This window comes from Microcoleus sp. FACHB-68, from assembly GCF_014695715.1.
GTDB lineage: Bacteria > Cyanobacteriota > Cyanobacteriia > Cyanobacteriales > Oscillatoriaceae > FACHB-68.
Map to the genome: position 1 here is coordinate 108,338 of NZ_JACJOT010000006.1, position 25,105 is coordinate 133,442.

General features: G+C 47.2%; 27 protein-coding genes. 19 read left to right on the forward strand and 8 right to left on the reverse strand.

The window, feature by feature from the left end; genetic code table 11:
* Nucleotides 1-4: 4 nt before the first annotated feature.
* The 7 genes from H6F73_RS05055 (at nt 5) to H6F73_RS05085 (ending at nt 4,059) form a co-directional block, all read left to right on the forward strand.
* On the forward strand, nt 5-667 hold the full coding sequence (locus H6F73_RS05055) for a sigma-70 family RNA polymerase sigma factor (protein WP_190757720.1): 663 nt from the start codon (nt 5-7) through the stop codon (nt 665-667).
* Nucleotides 668-1,173: 506 nt separating this feature from the next.
* Nucleotides 1,174-1,878: a DUF4157 domain-containing protein gene (locus H6F73_RS05060; protein ID WP_190757721.1), complete on the forward strand. Its 705-nt coding sequence runs from the start codon at nt 1,174-1,176 to the stop codon at nt 1,876-1,878.
* 245 nt (nt 1,879-2,123) lie between these two features.
* Nucleotides 2,124-2,474, forward strand: a complete 351-nt coding sequence (locus H6F73_RS05065) for a hypothetical protein (protein ID WP_190757722.1) — start codon at nt 2,124-2,126, stop codon at nt 2,472-2,474.
* A gap of 286 nt (nt 2,475-2,760) precedes the next feature.
* Entirely contained in the window at nt 2,761-3,039 is a 279-nt protein-coding gene (locus H6F73_RS05070) for an AbrB/MazE/SpoVT family DNA-binding domain-containing protein (RefSeq protein ID WP_242072340.1), read from the forward strand.
* Nucleotides 3,026-3,274, forward strand: a complete 249-nt coding sequence (locus H6F73_RS05075) for a type II toxin-antitoxin system VapC family toxin (RefSeq protein ID WP_199330429.1) — start codon at nt 3,026-3,028, stop codon at nt 3,272-3,274. Before H6F73_RS05070 ends, H6F73_RS05075 begins: the two co-directional genes overlap by 14 nt.
* A gap of 153 nt (nt 3,275-3,427) precedes the next feature.
* Nucleotides 3,428-3,718 carry a nucleotidyltransferase family protein gene (locus H6F73_RS05080; RefSeq protein WP_190758315.1) on the forward strand — a complete coding sequence of 97 codons (291 nt, stop codon included), beginning with the start codon at nt 3,428-3,430 and terminating at the stop codon, nt 3,716-3,718.
* Nucleotides 3,715-4,059: a DUF86 domain-containing protein gene (locus H6F73_RS05085; RefSeq protein WP_190757723.1), complete on the forward strand. Its 345-nt coding sequence runs from the start codon at nt 3,715-3,717 to the stop codon at nt 4,057-4,059. The genes H6F73_RS05080 and H6F73_RS05085 overlap by 4 nt, the downstream gene beginning before the upstream one ends.
* A gap of 33 nt (nt 4,060-4,092) precedes the next feature.
* Here the strand turns inward: H6F73_RS05085 and H6F73_RS05090 are convergent, their stop codons facing one another.
* Entirely contained in the window at nt 4,093-5,463 is a 1,371-nt protein-coding gene (locus H6F73_RS05090) for an ATP-binding protein (RefSeq protein ID WP_190757724.1), read from the reverse strand.
* A gap of 655 nt (nt 5,464-6,118) precedes the next feature.
* Here H6F73_RS05090 and H6F73_RS05095 point away from each other — a divergent pair.
* Nucleotides 6,119-7,165: a S1 family peptidase gene (locus tag H6F73_RS05095; RefSeq protein ID WP_190757725.1), complete on the forward strand. Its 1,047-nt coding sequence runs from the start codon at nt 6,119-6,121 to the stop codon at nt 7,163-7,165.
* Between the two features lie 170 nt (nt 7,166-7,335).
* On the opposite strand, the gene H6F73_RS05100 is transcribed toward H6F73_RS05095, so the two are convergent.
* Nucleotides 7,336-10,560: a glycoside hydrolase family 15 protein gene (locus H6F73_RS05100; RefSeq protein WP_190757726.1), complete on the reverse strand. Its 3,225-nt coding sequence runs from the start codon at nt 10,558-10,560 to the stop codon at nt 7,336-7,338.
* A gap of 140 nt (nt 10,561-10,700) precedes the next feature.
* On the opposite strand from H6F73_RS05100, the gene H6F73_RS05105 reads away from it, so the two are divergent.
* The 3 genes from H6F73_RS05105 to H6F73_RS05115 all read left to right on the forward strand — a co-directional run bounded on the left by H6F73_RS05105 (nt 10,701) and on the right by H6F73_RS05115 (nt 12,015).
* Nucleotides 10,701-11,009, forward strand: a complete 309-nt coding sequence (locus H6F73_RS05105) for a hypothetical protein (RefSeq protein WP_190757727.1) — start codon at nt 10,701-10,703, stop codon at nt 11,007-11,009.
* Nucleotides 11,006-11,185 carry a hypothetical protein gene (locus tag H6F73_RS05110; protein ID WP_190757728.1) on the forward strand — a complete coding sequence of 60 codons (180 nt, stop codon included), beginning with the start codon at nt 11,006-11,008 and terminating at the stop codon, nt 11,183-11,185. The genes H6F73_RS05105 and H6F73_RS05110 overlap by 4 nt, the downstream gene beginning before the upstream one ends.
* Before the next feature lie 68 nt (nt 11,186-11,253).
* A complete protein-coding gene (locus H6F73_RS05115) occupies nt 11,254-12,015 on the forward strand; it encodes a WecB/TagA/CpsF family glycosyltransferase (protein WP_190757729.1) in 762 nt (253 codons plus the stop codon).
* Nucleotides 12,016-12,198: 183 nt separating this feature from the next.
* Here H6F73_RS05115 and H6F73_RS05120 read toward each other — a convergent pair whose 3' ends face one another.
* Together H6F73_RS05120 and H6F73_RS05125 are read right to left on the reverse strand one after the other, a co-directional pair.
* Complete coding sequence (locus H6F73_RS05120; RefSeq protein ID WP_190757730.1) at nt 12,199-14,277, reverse strand: ABC transporter ATP-binding protein; 2,079 nt, start codon at nt 14,275-14,277, stop codon at nt 12,199-12,201.
* A 166-nt stretch (nt 14,278-14,443) separates the two neighbouring features.
* Nucleotides 14,444-14,608: a hypothetical protein gene (locus tag H6F73_RS05125; RefSeq protein WP_190757731.1), complete on the reverse strand. Its 165-nt coding sequence runs from the start codon at nt 14,606-14,608 to the stop codon at nt 14,444-14,446.
* A 198-nt stretch (nt 14,609-14,806) separates the two neighbouring features.
* On the opposite strand from H6F73_RS05125, the gene H6F73_RS05130 reads away from it, so the two are divergent.
* From H6F73_RS05130 to H6F73_RS05150, 5 genes are all read left to right on the forward strand, one after another.
* Nucleotides 14,807-15,604, forward strand: coding sequence for a hypothetical protein (locus tag H6F73_RS05130; RefSeq protein ID WP_190757732.1), 798 nt, complete (start codon nt 14,807-14,809; stop codon nt 15,602-15,604).
* A 158-nt stretch (nt 15,605-15,762) separates the two neighbouring features.
* Entirely contained in the window at nt 15,763-16,776 is a 1,014-nt protein-coding gene (locus H6F73_RS26875; protein WP_190757733.1) for a hypothetical protein, read from the forward strand.
* A 148-nt stretch (nt 16,777-16,924) separates the two neighbouring features.
* Nucleotides 16,925-17,647: a pyridoxine 5'-phosphate synthase gene (locus H6F73_RS05140; protein ID WP_190667231.1), complete on the forward strand. Its 723-nt coding sequence runs from the start codon at nt 16,925-16,927 to the stop codon at nt 17,645-17,647.
* A gap of 80 nt (nt 17,648-17,727) precedes the next feature.
* Nucleotides 17,728-18,057 carry an MgPME-cyclase complex family protein gene (locus tag H6F73_RS05145; RefSeq protein ID WP_190757734.1) on the forward strand — a complete coding sequence of 110 codons (330 nt, stop codon included), beginning with the start codon at nt 17,728-17,730 and terminating at the stop codon, nt 18,055-18,057.
* Between the two features lie 22 nt (nt 18,058-18,079).
* Nucleotides 18,080-18,226: a hypothetical protein gene (locus H6F73_RS05150; RefSeq protein ID WP_190758384.1), complete on the forward strand. Its 147-nt coding sequence runs from the start codon at nt 18,080-18,082 to the stop codon at nt 18,224-18,226.
* A gap of 21 nt (nt 18,227-18,247) precedes the next feature.
* Here H6F73_RS05150 and H6F73_RS05155 read toward each other — a convergent pair whose 3' ends face one another.
* The 3 genes from H6F73_RS05155 to folD form a co-directional block, all read right to left on the reverse strand.
* Entirely contained in the window at nt 18,248-18,703 is a 456-nt protein-coding gene (locus H6F73_RS05155) for a divergent PAP2 family protein (protein ID WP_190757735.1), read from the reverse strand.
* 87 nt (nt 18,704-18,790) lie between these two features.
* The gene (gene crtE / locus H6F73_RS05160) at nt 18,791-19,723 is read right to left on the reverse strand and encodes a geranylgeranyl diphosphate synthase CrtE (protein WP_190757736.1); all 933 of its coding nucleotides are present in this window, start codon (nt 19,721-19,723) and stop codon (nt 18,791-18,793) included.
* 118 nt (nt 19,724-19,841) lie between these two features.
* The gene (folD, locus tag H6F73_RS05165) at nt 19,842-20,720 is read right to left on the reverse strand and encodes a bifunctional methylenetetrahydrofolate dehydrogenase/methenyltetrahydrofolate cyclohydrolase FolD (RefSeq protein WP_190757737.1); all 879 of its coding nucleotides are present in this window, start codon (nt 20,718-20,720) and stop codon (nt 19,842-19,844) included.
* A gap of 515 nt (nt 20,721-21,235) precedes the next feature.
* Here folD and H6F73_RS05170 point away from each other — a divergent pair.
* Both H6F73_RS05170 and H6F73_RS05175 read left to right on the forward strand, forming a co-directional pair.
* On the forward strand, nt 21,236-21,607 hold the full coding sequence (locus H6F73_RS05170) for a hypothetical protein (RefSeq protein ID WP_190757738.1): 372 nt from the start codon (nt 21,236-21,238) through the stop codon (nt 21,605-21,607).
* A gap of 135 nt (nt 21,608-21,742) precedes the next feature.
* Entirely contained in the window at nt 21,743-22,177 is a 435-nt protein-coding gene (locus tag H6F73_RS05175) for an NUDIX hydrolase (protein WP_190757739.1), read from the forward strand.
* Between the two features lie 55 nt (nt 22,178-22,232).
* Here the strand turns inward: H6F73_RS05175 and H6F73_RS05180 are convergent, their stop codons facing one another.
* Nucleotides 22,233-23,270, reverse strand: a complete 1,038-nt coding sequence (locus tag H6F73_RS05180; RefSeq protein WP_190757740.1) for an ABC transporter substrate-binding protein — start codon at nt 23,268-23,270, stop codon at nt 22,233-22,235.
* A 325-nt stretch (nt 23,271-23,595) separates the two neighbouring features.
* Between H6F73_RS05180 and H6F73_RS05185 the strand changes: the two genes are divergently transcribed.
* Nucleotides 23,596-24,936: a diguanylate cyclase gene (locus H6F73_RS05185; RefSeq protein ID WP_190757741.1), complete on the forward strand. Its 1,341-nt coding sequence runs from the start codon at nt 23,596-23,598 to the stop codon at nt 24,934-24,936.
* Nucleotides 24,937-25,105 lie beyond the last annotated feature (169 nt).

The window sequence follows — 25,105 nt, forward strand, 5'->3', positions numbered from 1 at the left end:
AACTGTGCAACCGCCTAATTTTTCTGAAAGCAATCATCCTCTTGTCAAGTCCCTGTTTCATCACTCGGATGGGGAGTTGCTGACGCTGTTTCAGCGCCATCCTGAGCAGGGCAAGTATTTTACAGCAATTTTCTGCCGCTACAGTCCAATTGTCTATAGCCTGATTTCCCACGCTTGCAAGTCGCCTGTGCAGGCGGATTATCTGTTTGCCTTGACTTGGCGGCATATTTATTATGAATTGCGGGGTCTGGATTTGCGCGAAAATCAAGAAAATGGCGCGAATGAGCCGGCTTTGACGCTACAAAATTGGTTGATTAACATGACGGCGTTGTGCGTTAACTCGGTGGAGTTGCCGCCGGTTGAGTCGATCCATTATTCGCTGCAGGCGGCATCCCCACCGTTATGGTGTTATATCCAACAAGCGCTGGAATTGCTACCGGCTTTGGTCCGGGTGGTGGTTTTAATGGCTGAGACTTTCCAGTGGAGTGAAACCCGTATTGCCGGCTATTTGCAAGCTGAGGGCGACGAAATTACACCCGCTGAGATTAAACGGGTGCTTAAAGAAGGCTACCACCTGCTAGAAAAAGAGTTGCCGGTGGATATTCGAGAGATATATCTCGATACCCTTCCCGCTGAATTTGGGCAAACCTCTGCGATTAAGGCTTGAAGGGGGATAAAAGTCTGGCTGCCGGTTTTTAGATGAGCCGGCTGCAAGGTTTATCCTATCAATCTGCGGTTATTGAATAGCCTTGGAACCGGCGATGCTCAATGAGCGTCGCCAATTTTGGTGCGAGCAAGCTGAGCGTTATGGATGTGTCTGCTTGAGGCTGCTGTGCCTTCAAGTTTGCCCTGACAGTGGGCACTAGTCCAGTCAAGCTTCTACTTGTCCACATCTAAATTGCATATTAATGCAGTACGAATATTAGGGGGAAATAGCCGGTTTTAACGCCCAGACTTGATAGCGCTGCTTTTTTGAAGCGCTCAAGACCGGCAATAATGCGCCGGTAAGCGGAAAGTTGAGTACGGGAGCAGTATAAAAATGTAATTTAACCGTTTATTAACTTTAAATTAAGTAAATTTACTGTGAATATTTAAATTTTAAGATATATAAATTTTTGACGAAATGGAAAATATTTTAAAGAATAAATAGAGAAGGGATTGAGCGATTAAATTATGAAACTATCTGAAAAAATTGGCATTGGCGGAGCGTTGCTCAGCTTAGCGATTTTTGTTTTGGGGATTTATTATCCTTTAGCTCATAATTCAATTGATATTGAATATTCTTCTGAAACTCTTGCCGTAAAATTGGGTAAAGGAAAAGTCCCCAAAAAGTATTCCGAGGCAGCTTGGGGAAAGGTGGGTGCCGGCGGATATCAGGCGGCAGCCCAATGGATGACAGCAAATAATGGAAAAGGTCAACCCTTAGATGAAATTCAGAAGGAATACTTGCGTCCCCATTTCGGAGATTTGGTTGATAGAGTAGATGTTATTTATAATGCCACGCTACTGGATGAATGGGCGGCTGCGAGTTTAAGATTAAATTTTGGTAAGTCTAACGCTCAAGTTTATGGAGATAAAATTTATGTAAAATCTGCCTATAAAAGAGGGAACGTTAAGCAATTAATTCTCCTCGCCCACGAGCTGGTTCACGTTAAGCAATATGAAAATTTGGGCAGTTTAAATGAATTTGGTTATGAATATTTTAAGGAATACGAGCGAGCAGGACAAAGCTATCGGCACAATATCATGGAACGGGAGGCTTTTGAGTTTGAAGCGGAGTTTGCCAAGTGGCTATCTCAGGAACTGAGAAAGCCTTATGAGAAGCCCAAAGTTTTGGATTTAAAAAAAGACTTGTTTGAAAACCGACAACTTGACTGACAAAACCACTGAATTTAATTTCTAAGAATTCAGCAATTTTGCTGATATTGCTGTTGGATTGGGATCTACCGGCATTCCTTCCATTCAAGCCAGCGTTAGTATCGATTATAATAGCAGGTGTGTTAAAAATCGGGAACTCTCTGTCAGCGAAGCGATTCTCAGAGATTAATGCCGGCATAAATTTAGGGAAATTGTCTGCCGGTGGCTATTGCAGTTAAGTCAAATTGTCCTTCTAGTTTATCAGTATGAAACGAGCAATCCTCTCTTCTTGTCTGGCTTTCGTCTTAACCGCTGCTATTGCTTTATTTGTTGGGTTAGCACAACCCCGCTTAGCTGCTTACGACACCGGCAGCTTTGTTGCAACGTCTACGCATCAGCTTAACTTAAACACGGCCAAACCCAACCGTGGCGTAAATACTTTAGCTGCGGCAAAGTCACTTAACTCGGTGCGCGGTAGCATCGCTCAAGCTTGGCTAAATCATGGGGAATTCTCAGATGCGGTACTGATCGGAAATTCAGGTGCCGGTGATTCAATCAAAGATCAGCTTCGGTGTGGGTGTGCGGCTTGCACTGCTCAGACAAGTCTTGCAGTATAAGTACCCTTTTAGTTTTTAGATTGTGGATGAGCATCCCAATTTTGTAAAGGCAAAGCATTCGGGTGATAAATGCTCAGTAATTTATTGCCCGAATTGCTATCTTTTTTTTGGGATAATAGTTAATTTTTTAATAAAATTTAAAGATATAGATGATTTGAGGCTGGTATATATTTTAAAGACTGCTAATTTAGCTTATTATAAAAATATAAATAAAGCTGCGTATCAGCTTAACTGAGATTTGATTAAGCAACCTGGTTTCTGGGCAGCCCAACTCTCGCGCTAGAATATGGGAAAAACCCTACTTACCACAATTCCCGCTATGCTCAGTGCCACTGTCTCGGACACCGGACAAATTACCCTTCCTCAAGAAATCCGCGATCGCCTGAAACTGGTTAACGGCAGTAAAATCAGCTTCATCATTGATGAAGACGGGCAAGTTAAACTCTTTCCCCTAAATGTTCCTGTCGAAGAACTATCAGGAATCCTACACCGACCTGGTATCAAAAAAGCGACCCTCGAAGAAATGGATATTGCTATTTCTGAGGGAGCCAATGATTGGACTTGATACCAATATCCTTGTTCGCTACCTCACCAAAGATGATGAGCAGCAGTGGCAACAAGCGGTTAACCTCATTCAAGAAAACCAGCCGGGGTTTATTGCCAATATCGTTCTCTGCGAATTAGTGTGGGTTCTCAGAGGAGGAAACTACGGGTTTAGTAAAAATGAAATTATCCAGACTTTAGAGGCAATGTTACACAGTGCGGCTTTTGAATTTGAAAGTCGTTCTACTGTTGACTAAGCCCTACAGCGTTATAAACAAGGTGGAGCCGATTTTTCTGATTATTTAATTGGAGTAATCACTTGGGGTTGCAAAATGCGATTAAAGTTTTAATGGGAAGTGTTGTAGATTACTATGCTTAATCACTCCGACAATAATACCACGATTGAGAGTATGAAAATTAGAGAACTCCTGCAACAAAAGCGGCAAGAGATTCTACAAATCGCTGCTCAACATGGAGCATCCAACGTGCGGATATTTGGCTCAGTCGCCACAGGCGAAGAACGAGAGGATAGCGATGTGGATTTTCTGGTGGACATGAATAGTGATCGCAGTTTACTTGATCGGATTGGTTTAATCCAAGATTTAGAAGACTTGTTAGGACGGAAAGTTGATGTGGCAACGGTTAAGGGATTGCGGGAATATTTTCGAGAACGAATTTTGAGTCAAGCTATCCCCCTATGACAGATGACAGGATGTATTTACAAGATATCTGTGAGCGCATCAGTCGCATTGAGACTTATACTCAAGGGGGAAAAGCAGAATTTTGGCAATCTTCTTTAATTCAAGATGCAGTGATTCGCAACTTTGAAGTGATAGGAGAAGCGGTGAAGCGGCTTTCTCCCAAGTTGAGGCAAACTTATCCAGAAATTCCTTGGCGAAGAATCGCTGGATTTCGAGATGTCCTGATTCACGACTACACCGGCATAGATTTAGATGAAGTTTGGAATGTGGTTGAACGGAATTTGCCAGAGTTAAAACCGAAAATTGTACAAATTTTATCGGAAATAGATGATAAGACTTGAAATTGCAAAACCTCTTGCTTCTAACCCCAATTTCTATAATTTTTCAACATTCAACCACAATTCATCCGGTTTAGGCACCGGCAGCGTAACGGTAACTGTCGTGCCGCGCTGCAACTGACTTTCAACGCGAATGTGTCCTTGATGATTCTCCACAATTGCTTGAGCGATTGCCAACCCTAACCCCGATCCTGCCGTTGCCCCATGTGTACGGGCAGGATCGACTCGATAGAAGCGATCAAAGAGGTGAGGCAAGGCGTATTCGGGAATGCCGGTGCCGGTGTCGCTGACGATAATCTGTAAATGGCTGCCGGTGCTGCGGGAGAGGAGAGAACCGGCACGCAATTCCACCCGCACCTGTCCGCCGGCAGGGGTGTATTGCACCCCATTACTGACAAGATTGGTAAATAGCCGCGCTAACTGATCCCAGTCTCCCTGGAGGGTGAAGAGATTCGACAGTTCAAAGTTGCCGGCAAGTGGGGCAGGCGGATCGAGCAAGTCTAGAGAAAGGGTGACGCCTTTTTCTGTGGCAATTGCCTGCTGTTCTTCCATCACTTCCATCAGCAGCGCGTCCAACGGCACCTCAACCCAACTGCGCTGCACCATGCCGCTATCCTGTCTTGCCAGAAATAGTAAATCATCCACCAGACGCCCTAACCGGCGCGTTAGCCTTTCAATGAGCTGGAGTTGCTGCCGGTGGGGGGGCGAGTTTAACTCTGGGTCTGAAAGCGCTACTTGCACATTGGTTTGAATCGTGGCGATGGGATTTCTCAGTTCGTGGGAGGCGTCGGCGGTGAACTGCTTTAACCTTTGGTAAGACTCCCGCACCGGCTCCATTGCGAGTCCGGAAAGCAACCAGCCAATCCCGCCGACACCCAGCACCATGAAACTTGTGCCTAAGCTGAGATCGACGAGCAACTGGCGGATCGGTTTTGTTACCTCAAACCAAGGATGACTGACGCGCAGGTATCCCAGCACTTGACGCCCGATTTCTACCCGTTCCGTCACCTGTCGCAATAGATGGCTGCCGGGGAGTTGTACGGTTTCGCCGGTGCGGTTGGGATGCAGGGGAATGTTGATTCGCACCGGCAGGGTTGACCACAGCAAGTCGCCGGTGGGACTGAACCATTCCAGGTCGATGTGGTCGTCTTCTAATGCGTCTGAATTGTCTCGAAAACTGGCTTCCACATTGATTCGCAGTTGTGGTGCCGCAGCGGTTGCCGGCCCGACGGGTTCAATCACAAGCGACCGCTCCACCACTTCCACCACATGGTTAAGGGTGTCATCAATCCGCTCAATCAAGGTGCTGCGGACGTAAAGATAGACGCCGGTGGCAAATAGCAATAGCAGCACAGCAGTTACGGCACTATACCAAATTGCTAAACGCCGGCGAGTCGCTTGAAACATAAGAATTGCTTTTAAATTTTTCCTTCTCGATTTAACATTTAAACTTTTATTATAAATTTTGTAAAATCTTATTGAAAATCTTTCTTATTTTTTTAACGATTTCACGCCATTTGACAAGTTTTAAGTTTTATGTTTTTATAGTAAACCAGATTAATTTTTTATAGTTGATTTCTAATTAATTGTCTACGCACTCATAGATAACCAACTATTACTTATAGCACAAAACCCTAATTTTGCCGTTGCCTTGCGCTGCCCAAATCATCCCGATTCCTGCAACCGGCTCAAGTTAGCTTCTGGCTAAGTAAATGTTACCAATTGACTAAAAGCATTAAATATGCAAATAAAGCAAAATCGGCCCGATTTAAGACTACGGGATCAATAAACCTATACAATTAACTTCTTGCAAAAATTCCCAGATAGAAGATTGAGCTTCATTTATCCATCAGATTTATCTGTGAAGCCGGCATCCTGAAAAGCTTACACCAAGGGTTTTTAAAATTAATCCCTCAACAGATGTAAGCAAAGCAGAACCCTGCCTTTACCAATTATTAATAAAACTTACGGAAGACTTTATACAAGCTTTAAATGCCATCCGAAAAATCAATGTTACGGTAAATACAGAGAACACCAAAAAAATTAACCTAAGATGGGTGCTGTGCAAACTAATCGCCTAATCGCCTCAACACTTGCTGCCGCAGTCGCTACAGCCGGCATGAGCGCGATTGCTGAAGCCGGCACGATTCGTCACGACCGATCTGATAATGACTACCGAACCCGGGCAAACTTGTTTCCCAGCGTAGGCCGACTGTCTTTAAGAGGCCCTGCAAGCGCTTGGACTTGTTCGGGAACGCTGATCGGTTCAAATTGGTTGCTCACCGCCGCCCACTGCCTGGAAGATCAAGCGGCAAATTCCCAAAACGTTACAACTGGGAGTTTTTTTATTGGCGGTAACAGTTATTCCGTTCGCGGTGGCGTTAAATATAGTGGCTGGTTAAATAACAATCGCAATCCAACTGCCGGCGCTGACATTGGACTCTTGCAGCTCAGTAGTAATGTCTCGAATGTCACTGCGGCTTCGCGGTTCGCCGGCACAAATGAAGCGTTGCAAGTAGGAACTTACGTTGGGTTTGGCAACCGGGGGACAGGTTTAACCGGCCAAATTGCAGGGACTGCCGGCACCAAACGTGCGGGGGAAAATACAATCGCCAATGGTAGTGTCTTGGATTGGTCTAGCAACTTACTGATCTCGGATTTTAGCGATCCTCGAATTGCCGGTTCAAATGCCCGAAATGTAGAATACAGCATCGCCCAAGGAGATAGCGGCGGGGGACTGTTTATAAATGGACGTCTTGCCGGTGTTAGCACAGTCGTTTATAACAGCAACGGGAATTCCATGTGGAGTGATTATAGCGATTTCTCCCTGGCAACTCGCGTCTCATCTTTTAATAACTGGATTCAAAATGTGATGAGTCAGGGATTGGTATCACCGGGAATTACCACTGCCGGCAATCCGACAACCACTTCCACTTCTAATACTTTAATGGCTGCGGATATATCAGATTCGGAACGATTAGAAGATTTACTGACAATAGCCATATATGAGGATATTTATAGTAACTCTGCCAAAGTGCCTGAACCTTCCACAGCGGTTGGTTTGCTTTCGTTAGGTGGCTTGCTAGGTTTGTTGCGCCGGCGCAAGTAATTCAATAATTCCTTTCAAGGATACCCTAAATTAAAAGCTTTTATCAATACAATTTTGCCGGTGTGAGGGCAAACTCCTTTCTTGATACTATTCGCAAAAATAAAACGATTAATTACAGGGAATGAAACAATCGTAACTTTGCCCATTCCCTATAAATTTAATCAATTCGGCTAACCGGCAATTCCGCCTCCAAATCGAGTTAAGAAGCGGAATGCCTTAACAATAGAACCGGCACACTCAGTTGGGGACGTGTTATAAAAAGCCCGCCATGCCGATGCCTTATCCTCATCATATCGATCCGCCTTGTCAGGAAAGCTTTCTAACCAAGCTTGCCGCACCGCATGACCGATTAAAACATCAAGAACGATGTATTCTTCAATTTGCAAAGTCGGGTTACGTTCGACAATTGCCGCCAATTCCATCAGCGTCTCAATATTCGCTTGCCGATATTCTGGCGCTTCAATTTTATTCAGCAAATGCTCGACTTTGAGGGCAAAATTCTTTTCTCCAGGTGTCATTTCTGAGAGAATTAATTCGCTATCTAAGCGATTGCGTCGCTCTAATTTATCCCCAATTACCAAGCCTTTACAATGCTTCATTAAAATCCAAATTCGCTTGAAAAAGTCTTCGGGAACACGACCCCGTGAACCGTCCATTTGCCGATGCCGGTGCCAGTTGCCGGCTGCTAATTGGGTGTCATTCTCTGCCGGCATCACCACCCATTCAATTTCTTGCTCTTGCTGTTTAACGTGCAAAGATTCTTGCTGTTGTAATAGCCGGTTCATCCCCTCATATCCAGCCAAAACCTGCCGCAGCCGCATCTTCACTTCAAAGGGACTTAATTGCATTAATCGCTCATAAGCTTCATCTTGAGTCACCCTTAATTCTTGCGCCAGTTCGCTTGTCAGCAACAAGATAAAATATCCCACGCGCAGCGTCAGTAACCCATCAAATAATTCAGGTTCCGACTTAATTAAGATTCCCAAGTAAATCAGAATTTCTTGAGTAAGAACGCGATCTCGAATATCTTCGCGACAGAATAGGGCAATTTTCTCGATAATTTCCGTGTGTGGCTTTGGACGAGTCATTAAAGAGGCTTCACTGTACGCCCTACCCACCGCAATTTGTTTCTGTCGCACTAAAATATCTGTGACCGAATCGGATAAACTAATATCAACCTTATTCAACAAGCCGGCAGCGCGACGTACCACCGCCCAAGCGATTTCAGATTGCGAACCTTGGCTGGCTTTGGAATACACTTCATTGAGTAAATCTGCCACAGTTACCCGATCATTTGGCCCTCCAAAGCCGGTATCAAATTCTAATCCCTGTCGGCGAGTTAGGGTGTGCAATAACTCAATTTGTTCGTATAAGTTTTCAGATTCGCGCAAACTTTTCAGCAATAAGCTTAAATTGGTTTCCGTTTCTAATGTGAATTCTTGGGTATGATTTAACGGCCAATTTTTCCCCGGTTGATACGCTAAATAATAACAGCTTGGCGCTGCATCTTTCACCGGCGATTGGGTAAAATCAAAATCATGCAGAAAATCAATACGCTCAATTCCTGCTGTTAGCATGAGTTGATTTAACTGCCCTAACCTCACCGGCACCCCATTACACTCGCCTCCTTTCAGTTCCTGCATGAGTTCCAGCAGCGCTGTCGTCCCAGATTCCAGCATGGCTTCCGTTAATAATAATGTCATTAAGGGTCGCCCTAACTGATACCAATGACGATAAACATAAGCTAGTTCACTTTTGATTTGGGCAACCAAAAAGTGATAATCCAGCGTAATATAAAACTGCTGTAAATCTAAGAATGCCGGCAGGAAAGCAATCGTTTCTCCTTTAATGCGAAACACTCTTGAAGTTGTGAGACTTCGCAATCGGCGCACAGGTCTGCCAGTAAGATTGAGTTTATCATTACGCCCGATTTGAGTGTAAGCTGCCGAAAGTTCTGTTGCCTGACGCACCTGAATGGGTCCCACTTGCTTCGGTGTTTGGGTGGCAATTCCATGCGTTGCTAATTTGTCTCCTAACTCCTCATTTTCTGCCAATAAAGCAATCTGCACAATCGGCTGCCGGTACTTTCCTACACACAAATAACGTCCCAGCGGATCGATATCTCCAACGGCAATTAATCCTTCATTTAGTAACTGACCAAGCATGAACAAAGACTGCGCCCAAACCAGGGGAAGATTTTCATTTGGCAAGCGCGTTTGGCTTTGAGGATTTTGTCTTTCTGCTTCCACATTTTCCGCCGGCACATAATACAACTCTGGCAGCAGTCGCAATCCTTCCCGTTCCACTAATAAAGATTCTAAACGTTCCTGATATTCCTTGGCTTGTTCCCTATCTCCCCGGCATAAGCCATCTAAAAATAGGTAGGTAAAAAATAACGGCCACTCGCTTTCAATATGCTCAAATTGTTTCAACTCCCAGGGTTCATAATGCAAGCGCTTCGTATCTTCTAAGACCGTTTGATGTCCATCTCGCAAAAAGCGTTTGCACCCGTATTTTCCCTGAAGTTTGTTAATAATATCCGTGCGCGTGCGATTCATTAAATCAGCGTTTTCTACGGCAAACGCCGGAAAACTAATAATGCTTAACAAAGCCGCATCAATTTCTTTGGATAGTGATTCCCTAGGTAACAACGATTCCAGTGTCATCCGCGCCCGTGCAATTTCATCTGGTAGCACATGAATCACCGATGCCTGAGAACCCCTTACCCCAAAAAGATTGAGACCATTAATTGCTTCCAAGGCGGCTTTTGCCATGCCAATTGAACTAGCATTTAATTCAGGATTGCCGACATTTATTTTGTTGCCTCGTTCCCAAATTCCATAATCGGGCGTCCGGTAAGCTCTGCCAATGTAATAAACTAAATTTTGAATAAAATTAACTTCATCAATACTATAGATGATGTCCAACCCAGAAGCGGTCATTTGCGCCAGCATTAATAAAAATAGCGAAGTCGCATCTACTTGCAAATGCCCCCACTCTCTATCCCCCACCACAACATCACCCGTGCCGGTGTTATATTTGGCGTGCAAGCAATCTAATAGGGATTGCGTTTCTTTAAATCGCTCAACTTTGTCAGCTTGCCGCATCATGCAAAACAGCAATCCCCGCATGAGTTTGACAACGCTGTGTTCAAGTTCAAAACTGCGTCCAGAATAATCATCGATTTTGCGATAAGCCAGGGCTAATCCCCAAACCGCTAAAATGCTGTAAACGTTATCTCTCACCCAGGCGTCGGTATAGTCGCCATGAGCATTAACTGCCGTAGAAGCCGGCAGCAAGCCGGTGATGGGATTCTGACGGGCGACGATCACTGTCGTAATTTGGTGATAGTAATCATCAAGACGGGCTTGCAGTTGGGTTGCTGTTTTTGACATAGTATTCACCGGCAATTTCCGGACTTTAACACACTCAGGTTGAACTGATTGATCAATAATTGAGGGACAGGCTTGCAAGATATTCTCTTCAGCTTTAGCTTTGCGAATTTCTTGTGTGTAAACATTGTCAGCAAAAAAAGTTGTCGGATCTTCGGCTAACGGGTAGCGTTGAATTTTCTCCTAAACCCGTCTTTTACCCCACCGGCATCGGAACGGATGAAAAACGACTGCCTGCCGGCGCTAGCCCGTTGTTTATCCAAATCTTCATCAAAAGCCGACTCATCCCTTTCTTATCTTTAACTGATTTTGGAGAAAATAGAAATAAGATTAAGAAAAGTTTAAAATTAAAAGCAACTTCTTTAAAGACTTGGCAAAAAAATCTTTTAATCGTTCACTTTGAACAGACATTAAGCCTTAATATGCTTAATCAGTGCCGGCAAAAACAATGATAGTCCTCAGAAGTATCCAATTTAAAGTCAGCAGTAGCGGCAAAGTCGAAGTCGTGCCGGTGAAATCATCAGATGGCTGTATCAAAGCAATTGTAAACAAATGGGGGATGGAGCAGTACACAGAGCAATTGCAAATAAGGCTTTTAGCAACAGAGCAAAGCATCAATAATTGCTGACGCCCCTTGCTAAAAGCCCGTCCTTCGAGATAATAGGTTGATGAGGTGTGGTTGTGAGAGAGTGGATAATGTCAGAAGTGCCAAAACAACTTTCGGTACTAGGACTGCCGGTTCATTTGCTAGATAACTATCCAGACTGGTTGACGTCGCGTTTGCATCAAGGGCTAGGATGTCATGTGGTGACGCTGAATGCGGAAATGACCATCCAGGGAACCGAGAATCCAGCCTTGGCAAATGTGATTCATCAGGCGGAACTGGTGATTCCAGATGGTGCCGGCATTGTGCTTTACTCGCGGCTGAAAGGCCAACCCGTACAGCGTTGTCCCGGAATTGAACTTGCAGATTCCCTTGTGCGACAGGCAGGACAAATGGGAAATGAGTGTCCCGTATTTTTCTTTGGCGGTGCACCGGGAGTGGCTGAGACAGCAGCCGAGTTGTGGCACCGGCAAGTTCCCGGCTTAAGCTTGGTGGGAGTGCAGCACGGTTATCTATCCCCAGAGGAACAGCAACAACTGTGTCAAACCCTGCAAACGCTCCAGCCGCGTTTAATTTTAGTGGGTTTAGGTGTTCCGCGTCAGGAATTTTGGATCGCTCAACACCGGCACCTGTGTCCCCAAGCAACCTGGATCGGCGTCGGTGGCAGTTTCGATATTTGGGCCGGCATCAAAACTCGTGCGCCGGTTTGGATGCAAAATCTTCACTTAGAATGGCTCTATCGGCTCTATCAAGAACCTTGGCGCTGGCGGCGGATGTTAGTTTTACCCGTATTTGCGTGGAGAGCTTTATTAGCAACACGCGATCAGAGAAAAGCGATTAGCCAAGAGAATTAAGATCATAATTGCTAATTTTTAACGCTAAAGGAAGTAGGTTGGGTTGAGCCTTGCGAAACCCAACACCAGAGGCAAAATCCCTGACGACAAACCAAATCTAACGCTAAAGGAAGTAGGTTAGTTTCCTTCGTCAACCCAACCTACGAAGATCAGCTAACGTTGGGTTTCCTTCGTCAACCCAACCTACTTCACTTTTAATTCTTCCCGTGCCGCTTGCTGCTGCTGAATTCGCTCCAAGGTGCCGGTGGGAATCGAGGAAATGAGCTGGCGTGTGTAAGCTTGTTTCGGTTCACGATAAAGTCGCTCAGATGAGCCAACTTCTTCAATTTTCCCTTTATTCATCACGACAATGCGATCACTCATAAATTTAACCACACTTAAATCGTGAGAAATAAAGATGTAAGTCAAACCAAACTCACCCTGCAACTCTTTTAACAAATTCAGCACTTGTGCCTGCACCGACACATCCAGAGCAGAAACCGATTCATCACAAACAATAAACTTAGGGTTTAAAGCCAAAGCACGAGCGATAGAAATTCTTTGCCGTTGTCCCCCCGAAAATTCATGGGGATAGCGCTTCATTAACCCCGGATTCAAACCCACCCGTTCTAACAAATAGGCGGCGCGTTCCCGTTGCTGCCGGCCATTTTTCTCGGCAGCGTGAATAACTAACGGTTCCATCACCGCGTCGCCAATATTCATGCGCGGGTTAAGAGAACTAAACGGATCTTGGAAAATAATTTGCATCTCCCGACGCAGCCGGCGCAGTGCATTCCCTTGAAGGCTGGTAATATCTTGTCCTTCAAACATCATCTGACCGCCCATCGGTTCGATCAGCCGCAATAAGGTTCTTGCCAAAGTGGTTTTGCCGCAACCCGACTCGCCTACCAAACCAAGGGTTTCACCGGGGTAAACATCAAAGGAAACCCCATTCACTGCCATCATATAGCGCTTGGTTTGGCCGAACATCCCCCTGACCGGGAAGCCAACTTGAAGGTCGCGGATGCTGACGAGGGGGGCTTGCTGCTGCAATTTTGCCAGCCGTTGATCCATTTCCGCCTCACTCACCTCCACCGGCTCTACTTCCGATTCGTCGGCAATCTCATAGGTAGTGCCCCTAACCGGCGCTTCTTCTGTGCCAATGTCAAGCAGGGGGGCACTATTCGTCAATGGCACCGGCGCACCGCTTGGGGGTACAGGAGTGCTACCGGCACGGTTCTGTTCACCCGGTAAGTACGGAAGCGCTGTCCCAACTCCGGCATTCCCTTGAGTCTTTTCTCGAATCTCGACTTCGCCGGTGCCGGTGGTAACAACTTCCATAAAGTCAGAAACCGTTGGTAGATAGCGCAACCGCCGGTTTAACTGGGGCCGGCAAGCCAGCAACCCTTTGGTATAAGGATGCTGCGGGTTTGAGAAAATCTCTAACACCGAACCGTACTCGACTATTTTTCCCCGGTACATCACCGCCACCGAATCAGCAACTTCGGCAATGACGCTCAAATCGTGGGTGATAAACATCATCGTCATCTGCCGCTGATCCCGTAACTCCCGCAGCAGCGCCAAGATAGTTGCTTGCACCGTCACATCCAAAGCAGTCGTGGGTTCATCGGCAATCAGCAACGTGGGATTGCAGGAAATAGCCATTGCAATCGTTACCCGCTGAATCTGGCCGCCGGACAGTTCGTGGGGATAGCGTTTGAGAATGGCTTGTTTTTGCTCGTTGATGTGCTGCTGAATTTCTCGCTCATCGGAGGTTTGGCGAGTTTCTAGGTAACGCTGCCGCAATTCTTCATCGCTGGGGAGGAGTTTCACTTCTTGCAGCAAGGAAGTAGCTAGACGACGTGCCTGTGCCGGCGAGACATTTTGGTGCAGCCGAATCGCTTCTGTGAGCTGAAATCCGATGTCATACACCGGATTAAGTGCACTCATCGGTTCTTGGAAGATCGTGGCTAGCTGACCCCCTCTGTACTGCTGCATTTTTTCTGCCGGCAACTGTAGCAGATTCACGGGTTCTTGCAGTTCCCCTGCCGGCGTTACCCCCCGAAACCAAATTTCGCCACCAGCAATTTTGCCCGGTGGACTCGGCACTAAACCCATGACGGCGAGGGACGTCACGGATTTACCTGAACCCGATTCGCCCACAATCCCTAGGGTTTGGCCTCGCTTGACCTCAAAGGAAATGCCGTCAACGGCTTTGAGCAGTTTCTCGTCGGTTTGAAACAGGACTTGCAGGTTGCGAACATCTAAAACGGTTTCGGTCATGTCATGGAGCTTCAGCACAGAGGTTAACTGGATTTTAACAGCGTCTCCAGTTTTGATTCCTTCAATTTATACTTTTTTGAATTTTTGATGGGGAGATGCCGGCGGCAAGCTGAGATTGTTGTCTGTTGGCGAGTGCCGGCATCCTCCGAATTTTTGCCCATTTGCATTAAATATTGTTGCAAAGGCCACATCTGCCGGCACCCTCGTTGCGCTGGGGAACTCTAGAGTGTGGCGAACTGCTAGAGCCAAATGAACGCACCCGACATCGTTTTTTAGATTCTAGGCCGGTATCGCCAATTTCCCAGTATTTGCCATACAGTTTAGATAGCATCTATTTATCTCTGATTTTATGCGATGTCCTGGGTATCATTCGTTATTTGCAATTCGTCATTTACGCCCTTGACAAAAAGCGAAGGATAAAGAACCAAGGACGATCTGCTATCTAAAACTCACCCATCTTACAGGAAGTTTTGCTTCACTTCAAGAGTGAAATTACTGAAAACTTTTTCGTCAATTATTACTTTTTATTATGACAAAATCAACGCCGGATACCCTAGAAATTGCCAAACAAGAAAATGCCCAAGCGCTCGCAACCTTGATGAATCGTTGGCTAAAACCCAGAGGAATGACTGCAAAAGCAACCAGAGAAGAGAATTGCTTGCACGTAATCTTTGAGGCAAATCAAGTCCCCAACTTAAAAGTTTTAATCGTTTTTATTCGCAAAGTCATTTTAAATTTAGGAGTAGTTGCAATTAAAACTGTAAAGATTTCTGTATATTTACCTGGAGAAAGTTCACCCGTATGTTATGAAGAAATTGCCCTGAAGCCACAGGCCAAGTTGCCCCCAGATTGGGGTGGGATCACCACCTCGGCTGCCGGTTGGGAAATCGCTGAGCCAGCAACGAATAAAGTAGATCAATCAGTGAGCGCTTTGGCAAAACTGCAACCTGCCAGTTGGTTAGATACAAAGCAAGGGAAAATGCTGGTTATTTTGCCAGTTTTTATCGTTGCCGGCGCAATTTTATTGTTTAACTTAAATCGAGAACCGTCTTTGCCAACCCAATCTGTGCCGGCACCGGCAACCGCGTCGCAGTCCGCAAATTTCTTACAGCAAGCTGTTAACCAAGCCACCCGCGCCTCCAACCAAGCTCGAACCGCTAAAACGCAACAAGAGTGGAAATCAATTGCCACTCAGTGGCAGGAAGCACTGAGGTTGATGCAAGCGGTGCCGGTGTCTGATCCCAAACACAAGTTAGCCCAGCAAAAAGTAAAGGAGTATCAGCGCAAGTTAGAATATGCCCAACAAAAAGCAAAGACTAGCCCCTAAGCTTGAGGTTAGTTCGCCCCTCAGCACGGCTACCCCTGCATTCAGCTCTCAGGCGTCTGCATGACGCACACCGCAAGCAAGCAAAGCAGCCGTTAAATAGAGGGTATTCTGATTGGTAAGAACACTCACCCACTTCTGTGCGCCTACCCTTGCGACCTATGTCATCATCAAAGTCTAACCCCCTCGAACTTGCTAAACAGGGCGATCCGAACGCCATCGCCGCCCTGCTCAACCGCACCCTTCAACCCAAAGGTATCACCGCCTCAGCTGAGCAGGAAGATGGTTTTTTACACATCATTCTGAAGGCGGCTCAAGTGCCCAATCAACAAGCCGTTGTTACCTTCATCCATCAGGGAATGACGAAGTTGGAGAGTGAAGCCATTCACAGTGTCAGAATTGACGGATATCAGAACGGACAAGATATTCCCGCTTGGAGCGATGAATTCGGCTTAGAGACTGCTTCTCTATTCCACTCAGACGTGATGCCGCCTATTGAGGAGACTCAATCTTACGAGGATCTAGACTCACCGGGAATGGATGACGAATATCCTGAGTCAGCAGGAATTGACGATATCGATGGCTACGAAACTGAGGAAGAAGGGGAAGAAATAGAAGAAGAAACCCCACCGGCTAAGGCTAAGCGTCCAATGAATAAAGGACTGCTGCTAGGAGGCATTGCGGCACTTGTTGCTATTGCAGCAATTGGGGCAATTGCCGTGCTCAAGCCGCCGATCCCCGGTTTGTTTGGAAATGAAGCGGAAGAGGCTTCAGAGCCGGCTGCCACCGAGACAGCAGCCCCAGCCAAGCCGGCAGCACCGGCAGCGACAGGGAACAAACCAGTAACTCCCGTGCCGGCGGCAACACCCAATAAGCCGGCGGCAAGCGCACCGACAGCAACACCCAATAAGCCGGCAGCTCCTGCTCCCGCGCCGGCAGCGCAGTCCGATCCCTGGCGCGAGGGAGTTAACAGCGCCACTAGGGCGGCAAATCTGGCTCAAACCGCTAGCACTCAGGCTCAGTGGAACGAAGTCGCGACTCAGTGGCAGCAAGCGATCGACTTGATGAAAAAGGTGCCCCAGTCCAGCCCCAATTATCAAGCAGCTCAAGATAGGGTAGCCAGCTATCAGTCTAACCTCAACTACGCTCAGCAAAATGCAGGGAATAGCTACTGAGTGTTGAGCGGTTTCGCGCCTCTTTCCCCCAGGCGCGAACCGTTTGAAATCAGCACTTTTGGCACCAGGGGTTAGTAGGATCAAGAGGCTGGAGCGATTTCAGGTAAGATCAAAGGCGAAAAACTCTGGTTTGAGGGAGAGATTCAGCTTGCCTACACTTGGCGTCAACATTGACCACATTGCCACGATCCGGCAGGCGCGGCGGACGGTTGAGCCAGATCCGGTTGCCGCAGCGGTGCTGGCAGAACTTGCCGGTGCTGATGGCATCACCGTGCATTTGCGAGAAGATCGGCGGCATATTCAAGATCGGGATGTGCGCTTGCTGCGGCAGACGGTTCGCACCCATTTGAATTTAGAAATGGCAGCGACATCGGAAATGGTGGCCATCGCACTCGATATTCAACCGGACTACGTCACCCTCGTACCGGAACGCCGAGAAGAAGTGACCACCGAGGGAGGGCTGGATATTAACGGCCAAATGCACCGCCTAGGTGAGATTGTGGGGACTTTGCAAGGGGCGGGAATTCCGGTTAGCTTGTTTATTGACGCTGATCCCGTTCAGATAGCAGCATCGGCGATTGTGAAGGCGAAATTTATTGAACTGCACACGGGTCGCTATGCTGAAGCAGCAGATGAAGTGAGCCGGCAGAAAGAATTAGCGGTGTTAGCCCAAGGCTGCGAACAAGCACTCGCCGCCGGCTTGCGAGTCAATGCCGGCCACGGTTTGACCTACTGGAACGTTTATCCCATTGCCGGTATTGAAGGCATGGAAGAACTCAACATTGGTCATACAATTATCAGTCGAGCTGTTTTAGTGGGTATGGAGCGAGCCGTCCGCGAGATGAAGCAAGCCATGCGGGGAGAATTTTAAATCTCTGAATTTTGAATGAATTCAGAATTTAAAATTTCAACTCAAACAGCCACATCTGACAACAACTGGAATAATTTGAGATGCAAACTTACTACTTCGTTCTAGCCAGCCAGCGCTTTTTGTTAGAGGAAGAACCCTTTGAAGAAGTTCTCCAAGAGCGTCACCGTCACTACAAAGAACTGGAAAAAGAAATTGATTTTTGGCTAGTCAAAGAGCCGGCATTTTTAGAAGCGCCGGCGATGGCACCCGTTAAAGCCAAATGTCCACAGCCGGCAGTTGCGGTCATTTCCACCAATCCCCAGTTTATTACCTGGTTAAAATTGCGCCTGGAATTTGTACATACCGGCGAATTTCAAGCACCTTCCGAGGCGATCCCAGAACCCCTAGCATCCCTAACACCGGCATCTTAAGCAGCATTAGGAGAGTGCTGTAGTGTCTTTTGTATGGACACTGCAGCAGTTCCTCATTGGGGATTGGGCATGGGGCATGGGGCATTGGGCATGGGGCATGGGGCATGGGGCACTTCCTCTCCCCCACTCAGAACTCAGCACTCAGAACTCAGCACTCCCTCCCCCATAGATATCCTCTTAAGGGGACAACTTAATAAGCCGGCCCTGCTAAGCAAGAGATGGCAGCGCCGAGAGTGGAACCCACGATCACCTGAACAGGAGTGTGCCCTAGCAATTCCTTCAGGCGGTTTTCGTTAAACTTGGGGTGTTCTTGAAACAGCTCATCAATAATTTGATTGAGGATGCGTGCCTGTTTGCCGGCAGCTAAGCGAACGCCTGCTGCATCGTACATGACGATAATCGCAAAAATTGCCGCAACGGCAAACTCAGGTGTTTCCCATCCCACAGACTGCCCGACACTGGTAGCTAGGGCAGTCACCAGCGCCGAATGAGCGCTAGGCATTCCGCCGGTGGTTACTAGGACGCGCAGATTTACCTTGCCATGTGTGACCAATTCAAAGATCACCTTTAATATTTGAGCGATCAGACAGGCGGTGAGTGCAACCACCAGCACCTGGTTGTCGAGAATACGGCCAAAGTCCTGCATAAGAGTAAAGAATGAAGAATGAAGAATGAAGAATGAAGAATGAAAAATTAAATTGCTTTTTCTCAATTCTTAATTTTTCATTCTCGCTTAATGATTGCGGTTGGTAATGAAATCTGCGATTGCCTGAAGCGGTTGAGCCTTTGGCCCAAAGCTTGCAAGTTCTGCCTTCGCGGCTTCTACGAGTTGGCGGGCTTGGCGTTCAGATTCTTCTAGTCCCCAAAGGCTGGGATAAGTTGCCTTTTGGGCTTGCAAGTCTTTACCGGCAGTTTTGCCCAGTGCTTCTTGGGTGGCGGTGATATCCAGAATGTCATCGACAATCTGAAACGCCAAGCCAATATTCTGGGCATAGCGAGACAACCGTTGCAAATCTTCAGCCGGCGATCCGGCCAAAATTGCCCCACAAACTACACAAGCTTCCAGTAGCGCACCCGTTTTGTGGGTGTGGATGAAGTTGAGGGTTTCCAAAGAAATATCCGGCTTGCCCTCAGATTCGAGATCCACCACTTGGCCCCCGACCAATCCTGCAGCCCCAACTGCATTGCCCAGTTTAGCAATCACCTGTAACACTCTTTCGGCGGGAACGCCCTGAGTTTGGGCGGCAACAAATTCAAAGGCATAAGCCAGTAAGCCATCTCCTGCCAAAATTGCGATATCCTCGCCGTACACCTTGTGATTGGTGAGTTTGCCCCTGCGGTAATCGTCATTATCCATTGCCGGCAGGTCGTCGTGAATCAACGACATGGTGTGGATCATTTCCAAGGCGCAGGCGGTTGGCATGGCCATTTCCATCGTGCCGCCGGCCAGTTCACACGTCGCTAGACATAAAATTGGACGCAGGCGCTTGCCCCCAGCTAAGAGGGAGTAGCGCATTGCCTCATAAATTTTTTCAGGATAAGTGAGGGGGATGGCACGGTCAAGCGCCGCTTCCACCTGAACTTGTCGCCCTGCTAAATAGGCCGATAAGTCAAAGGTCGATTCCTCTTCCTGCTGAGGCGAATGAATGTTCTTTATTGATACCATCCCGATCACCTTTGTGCTTTTGGATACCACTGCTGAATTCAGCCTCTCATCATTCTACGTGGCTTGGGGATGCCCGAATTTTGGATTTTAAATTTTGGAGCTGGGATTGCTCTAAAATCTAAACGTCCCCACCCTGGCTGTAGCTGAAAACGGTGTTGCACAATAGCATCGCCACCGTCATCGGGCCAACCCCACCCGGCACCGGCGTCAGAAACTGCGCTACGGTTTGAACCGATTCAAAGTGGACATCTCCCACTAAGCGACTTTTGCCGGCACCCTGACTGACGCTGTTGATCCCCACGTCTACCACCACCGCCCCCGGTTTAACCATCTCTGCTGTAATCATTTCGGGGCGTCCTGTTGCCGCTACTAGAATATCAGCGCTGCGAGTGATTGCGGCTAAGTCTGGCGTTCGTGAATGGGCAATCGTAACCGTGGCATTTGCCTCTAAAAGCATCAGCGCCATTGGTTTACCTACCAAAATGCTGCGTCCGATAATTACCGCGTGTTTGCCGGCTGGGTCAATGTCATATTCTTGCAGCAGTCGCATCACCCCTGCCGGTGTGCAACTGCGTAAACCGGCTTCTCCCCGCACCAGTCGCCCCATATTAGCCGGGTGGAGTCCGTCGGCATCTTTTTTGGGTTCTATTTTATTCAGTGCCGCCACAGCGTCCAGATGTTCAGGTAGTGGCAGTTGTACGAGAATTCCATCCACGCGCTCATCTTGATTGAGCTGCTCAATTAATTGCTCTAATTCTGTCTGGGTGGTTTGTGCCGGCAAATGTTTGCCTAAAGAAGCAATGCCGGTTTTCTCACAAGCACGCTCTTTATTGCGGACATACGCTGCACTAGCAGGATTATCTCCCACCATGACCACGGCGAGTCCCGGCGGGCGTTCCCGTTGTGCTTGTAGGGTTTGGATGCGATCTCGCAGTTCGGCTTGGATTTTCTGGGCGAGCGCTTTACCATCTAATATCTGAGCAGTTTTGGCATCCATCGAGGTTCAAACAGCGTCTGTATCTGCGGTGCGTTTCCGCTCTACCAGTTTCGCAGATTTAGTTACTGTTTGATACTTTTTCTAGGGGTAATATTAATTCCTGCCGGTTGCTCTTTCTTGGGATTGAGGAAAAAGAGAGGGGGAGTCGAGGAGAGGGGATAAGGGGAGAGAAATTAATTGCGGTTATTTTTTTCTTGAATAATGGAGAGGGAACGGCGTCCTCCTTGAGAGTGTGACAAACTTTTGTGAGTGCTTTTCTCCTGCCTATCTGTCATCTTTCATAAAATAGAGTGTTATCAATTTTAAATGATTGAAAACTTCTGAACAAGCGTCAAAAAGTCTTCTGTCGGTTGCCGGCTCTACCTTATCAGCCTTCTGGAATAATTTTCTTGATGTTTTCAGACAACGATGGCAATATTTGAAGATTGTCGGCTGCCGGCACAGGCTGGGCATTCCCCAGTTTGGCGCGGTATAAAACATTAAGTGTGGAGAGTGAATCAAACGTGGGAACTGCAATGATGACAGCAAAGCAACAGCGATGGCAGCTTGGAACCCTCACACTGCTGCTAGGAGGGTTGATTAGCTGCGGGCAGCTAGCCAAAATTGGTGCGAATGTTAATATCACGAACATCCGCGATCTTCAGCAAAATCGGACAAATTATTCGACAGTTTACCTAAAAGGGCGTGTAGAAAATCAAGCACCTTTCTTAGGCACCGGCGCTTATGAAGTGCGAGATGCTACCGGCAGTATTTGGGTGATCACCACAAAAGCTTTACCCAACAAAGGAGATGAGGTTTTGATCAAAGGTGAAGTTCAGTATAAAAGCATTCCGGTGGGCGGACAAGATTTAGGAGAAGTTTATGTAACGGAAGTTGAGAAACTGTAGCGTCCCCTAACAATTTTTAGAGGGAAGCTAGGGCTGGGCAGAGGGAGACTTTGGTAAGAATTGCTTAAAATTTTGAGGTTTAAGGGTTATTTGTGATAATTAGCCTTAAAAATATTAAAGGAAAAACCTGTAGTTATGGGTGATGAACGCGTTCATGTGGCGATTGCAATCTTATATCGTGAAGGCAAGTTTCTTTTGCAGTTGCGAGATAATATTCCGGGAATTGCTTACCCAGGGTATTGGGGATTTTTTGGGGGGCATATCGAAGCCGGCGAAAACCCAGAAGATGCCTTGAAGCGGGAACTCCTAGAAGAAATTACTTACACTGCATCGGTAGTTTCAGAATTTGGTTTGTATTCAGATGCTAAAGCAATCCGCCATGTCTATCATGGCCCTTTAACGGTGGATTTAAACGAGTTAGTGCTGAATGAAGGGTGGGATATGGGGTTATTGACTCCCGAAGAAATTAGGGCGGGTGAGCGTTATTCAGAACGTGCCGGCCAAGTGCGACCATTAGGACAAATTCACCAGCAAATTTTATTAGATTTTATGGCCGGCACAAAGAAATAAAAACTTCAGGCAGAGGAAGCCGGTGTTAATTTGAATTTTCTAATTTCTTGGCTTTTTAAGCGCTAGCTGCAACCGCTTTCACAAACTCAGGTGCTAATAAAGCAGAAAAGTTGGGGACTCGGTTAATTTGATTTTGCTGCTTTAAGAATTCTGTCATATTTTGCATAGTTTTCAGCAAGTACCGCTCGCTGGCAGGGTTTCCCAGCATTTCTAAATTCATCTGAACATCTGGAAACTGCAACAATTTTAAGTCTTCATCTAACTCATTCGGGGTAATATCAAGGTATTTGGCCGCAATTTCCAATCCTTCCTGCCGGTTTGTCTTCAAAAAATCCAAACCTTGAAAAATGCCTCGCACAAACGCACCCACCGCTTGCGGATAGCTTTCAATAAACTTCGTCTCGAAAACATAAAGATCAACAATGGCGCTTGGCATTTGGGAAGAATCATAAATCACTCTGCCATCTTTCTGAGTGATCTTTGCTTTATCTAAATAAGGCGAGTAAGTTACCGCAATATCGATTTCGCCGGTTTCATAAGCGGTTGCTGCCGCATCTGGGGTCATCGCCACTAGGGCAATATCGGCAGCACTTAATCCAAATTCGTTAAGCACTTGCAGCAAGAAATAGTGGCTGACACTGCCTTGATCTACAGCAATTTGTTTGCCTTTAAAATCTTTAATGTCTGCAATGCTATTCCGTGCTAAAATTCCATCAGCACCAACCGAAATATCTTCAACTAAAACAACTCGAAAATCAACGCCATTTGCAGCCAGCAGCATTGCTTCTGATGTCACCGGCGCGAGTCCCTTAAGGTGTCCTGCTGCAAAAGCTGCCAGAGAATCGGCACTAGCGCTGAAGTCTTTAATTTCTAAATTGATGTCGAGTTCTTTGAAGAAACCTTTCTGCTGAGCGATGTAAAACGGTGTCAGTCCTATCCAAGTCACGAGTCCCATTGAAGTGGAAAGGGTGTTTTCTTGGGGGGTGGGATCGGCTGTGGTGCAAGCGTGGAGGACACCGGCACCGGCAGCACCAACGAGAAACCACAGCGCTTGCCGGCGCGTACAACTCATTGAATCTCCCAATCGGTTCATTGCTTTGCTCGCGCCTCGCACACCGAGCAAGAGTATAGCATTCTTACCAGATCGAGGCTAAAAGCCTTGCAATCCCTCGCATTCCATTGTCTGCGAACCTCGCTTGAAATCTCTGTTGGCACTTCTTCGTTAATTTAGTAGTAATCTTCTCCATCACCCTAAAAAAGATTGATTGGGCCTCGCCGTGATAACGATCACCCGAACACACCGCTTTGCATCCTTCGCGAGGGGCCAAATTATCACGCCGGCACAATTATCCCTATCACCAGACTCTTCCGCAAAAACACCGATATTGAACTAGATTCGATTGTGGATATCTGGCAATATGAACTTTTGTTTTTGGGATGCGACGACTAACTTCACACATCTGCAAGCGCTATTAGACTTGTCTTCTGAGCTGTTTTGCTTGTGGGGATCGGACGCATACTGGCAACCGCTCAATTGCGCTTGGGAACGAGTGCTCGGTTGGACTACAGATGAATTGAGAGCGCAGCCTTGGATAGAATTCGTGCATCCAGAGGATATTGCTGCCAGTTTAGCGGCTATGGAGGGCTGTGAGGCGGAAACGGTGAGGGAGTTTGAGCAGCGCTGCCGGCACCGAGATGGCAGCTACAGGTGGTTGGCTTGGCGCGTTTTGTTTATTAACGAAAACAACGCCTGTGCGGTGGCGCAGGATATCACTGATCGCCGGCAGATCGAACAGGACTATCCAATGCTTTCACCACTCACTTCAGAGTGTGTGTTTTCCACAACAATGACTTCAGATAACCAAGAGATGGCAAAAAATGATGCCTTCTATTCAGCGCGGTGGCAGGAAATGCTGGGGTATGAGGATGAGGTTAAAAATCACCTCAACGTGTGCACAACTTTGGTGCATCCTGAAGATCAGGCTAGAGAGTTGCGGTTTGTTCCTATTCGACAGGGCAGCAGGGTTGCTGTAGAGTGGGGCAACGCAACCGGGGCATTCTCTCCGTCTTCTCATGTTTGGGGACTGCCGATCTGCGATCACTGTCGTGCACCCCACCAGTGGCAGCTGTTGGAAACTGAGTTGATGGCATCTCTGGGGAATCAGCTAGCAACCGCGATTCACCAAGCGGAACTTTACCAACACCTGGCGTTGGCGAATCTAGAACTCCAACGGTTGGCGTGGTGTGATTGTTTGACGCAGATTGCCAACCGCCGCCGGTTTGATGAGTATTTGAAGCAGGAGTGGGGCAAATGTGCCGGTGAACAAATGCCTTTGTCCCTGCTGCTGTGCGATGTTGACTTTTTTAAGGTTTACAACGACACTTACGGACACCAAGCCGGAGATGAGTGTCTTAAACAAGTGGCGGCTGCGATTAGTCAGGTTCTCGCGCATCCAGTAGATTTAGTTGCTCGTTATGGGGGTGAAGAATTTGCTGTGGTTTTGCCAGGGACTGATTTAGAGGGAGCAATTGATGTGGCGGAAGCGATTTTAGAGGCGGTGAAGGCGGTGGCAATTCCCCATGCGGGATCTGCGGTGAGTGATTGTGTTACGCTCAGTGCCGGTGTTGCAACTGTGGTGCCGGCACCCAATGGGAGTGTAGCTGATTTGATTGCTACGGCGGATCGGGCGCTGTATCAAGCCAAAACGAGGGGACGTGATCGCTGCTTTGCCGATGCCGGTGAAGATGGCGCACTGTAAGTCAGAATGCCCGAAAGCCTTTTTGACGCGTCTAAAATTTCTTGCAAAAATGCTTTACTTGCTTTCTCAGCTATCCTTGTTAAAATTTACAGCAATCACGTTTATCGAGAGCCGGTGAATCTATCTTAGATTTGCTTAGATCGGTTACGCAGTTAAAAATTTACGCAGC

Coding starts and splice junctions, on each gene's coding strand:
- H6F73_RS05060 (WP_190757721.1), top strand. CDS start 1,174: ATGAAACTATCTGAAAAAATTGGCATTGGCGGAGCGTTGCTCAGCTTA.
- H6F73_RS05065 (WP_190757722.1), top strand. CDS start 2,124: ATGAAACGAGCAATCCTCTCTTCTTGTCTGGCTTTCGTCTTAACCGCT.
- H6F73_RS05070 (WP_242072340.1), top strand. CDS start 2,761: ATGGGAAAAACCCTACTTACCACAATTCCCGCTATGCTCAGTGCCACT.
- H6F73_RS05075 (WP_199330429.1), top strand. CDS start 3,026: ATGATTGGACTTGATACCAATATCCTTGTTCGCTACCTCACCAAAGAT.
- H6F73_RS05080 (WP_190758315.1), top strand. CDS start 3,428: ATGAAAATTAGAGAACTCCTGCAACAAAAGCGGCAAGAGATTCTACAA.
- H6F73_RS05085 (WP_190757723.1), top strand. CDS start 3,715: ATGACAGATGACAGGATGTATTTACAAGATATCTGTGAGCGCATCAGT.
- H6F73_RS05090 (WP_190757724.1), bottom strand. CDS start 5,463: ATGTTTCAAGCGACTCGCCGGCGTTTAGCAATTTGGTATAGTGCCGTA.
- H6F73_RS05100 (WP_190757726.1), bottom strand. CDS start 10,560: ATGTCAAAAACAGCAACCCAACTGCAAGCCCGTCTTGATGATTACTAT.
- H6F73_RS05110 (WP_190757728.1), top strand. CDS start 11,006: ATGATAGTCCTCAGAAGTATCCAATTTAAAGTCAGCAGTAGCGGCAAA.
- H6F73_RS05115 (WP_190757729.1), top strand. CDS start 11,254: ATGTCAGAAGTGCCAAAACAACTTTCGGTACTAGGACTGCCGGTTCAT.
- H6F73_RS05120 (WP_190757730.1), bottom strand. CDS start 14,277: ATGACCGAAACCGTTTTAGATGTTCGCAACCTGCAAGTCCTGTTTCAA.
- H6F73_RS05125 (WP_190757731.1), bottom strand. CDS start 14,608: ATGCTATCTAAACTGTATGGCAAATACTGGGAAATTGGCGATACCGGC.
- H6F73_RS05130 (WP_190757732.1), top strand. CDS start 14,807: ATGACAAAATCAACGCCGGATACCCTAGAAATTGCCAAACAAGAAAAT.
- H6F73_RS26875 (WP_190757733.1), top strand. CDS start 15,763: ATGTCATCATCAAAGTCTAACCCCCTCGAACTTGCTAAACAGGGCGAT.
- H6F73_RS05145 (WP_190757734.1), top strand. CDS start 17,728: ATGCAAACTTACTACTTCGTTCTAGCCAGCCAGCGCTTTTTGTTAGAG.
- H6F73_RS05155 (WP_190757735.1), bottom strand. CDS start 18,703: ATGCAGGACTTTGGCCGTATTCTCGACAACCAGGTGCTGGTGGTTGCA.
- crtE (WP_190757736.1), bottom strand. CDS start 19,723: ATGGTATCAATAAAGAACATTCATTCGCCTCAGCAGGAAGAGGAATCG.
- folD (WP_190757737.1), bottom strand. CDS start 20,720: ATGGATGCCAAAACTGCTCAGATATTAGATGGTAAAGCGCTCGCCCAG.
- H6F73_RS05170 (WP_190757738.1), top strand. CDS start 21,236: ATGATGACAGCAAAGCAACAGCGATGGCAGCTTGGAACCCTCACACTG.
- H6F73_RS05175 (WP_190757739.1), top strand. CDS start 21,743: ATGGGTGATGAACGCGTTCATGTGGCGATTGCAATCTTATATCGTGAA.
- H6F73_RS05180 (WP_190757740.1), bottom strand. CDS start 23,270: ATGAACCGATTGGGAGATTCAATGAGTTGTACGCGCCGGCAAGCGCTG.
- H6F73_RS05185 (WP_190757741.1), top strand. CDS start 23,596: ATGAACTTTTGTTTTTGGGATGCGACGACTAACTTCACACATCTGCAA.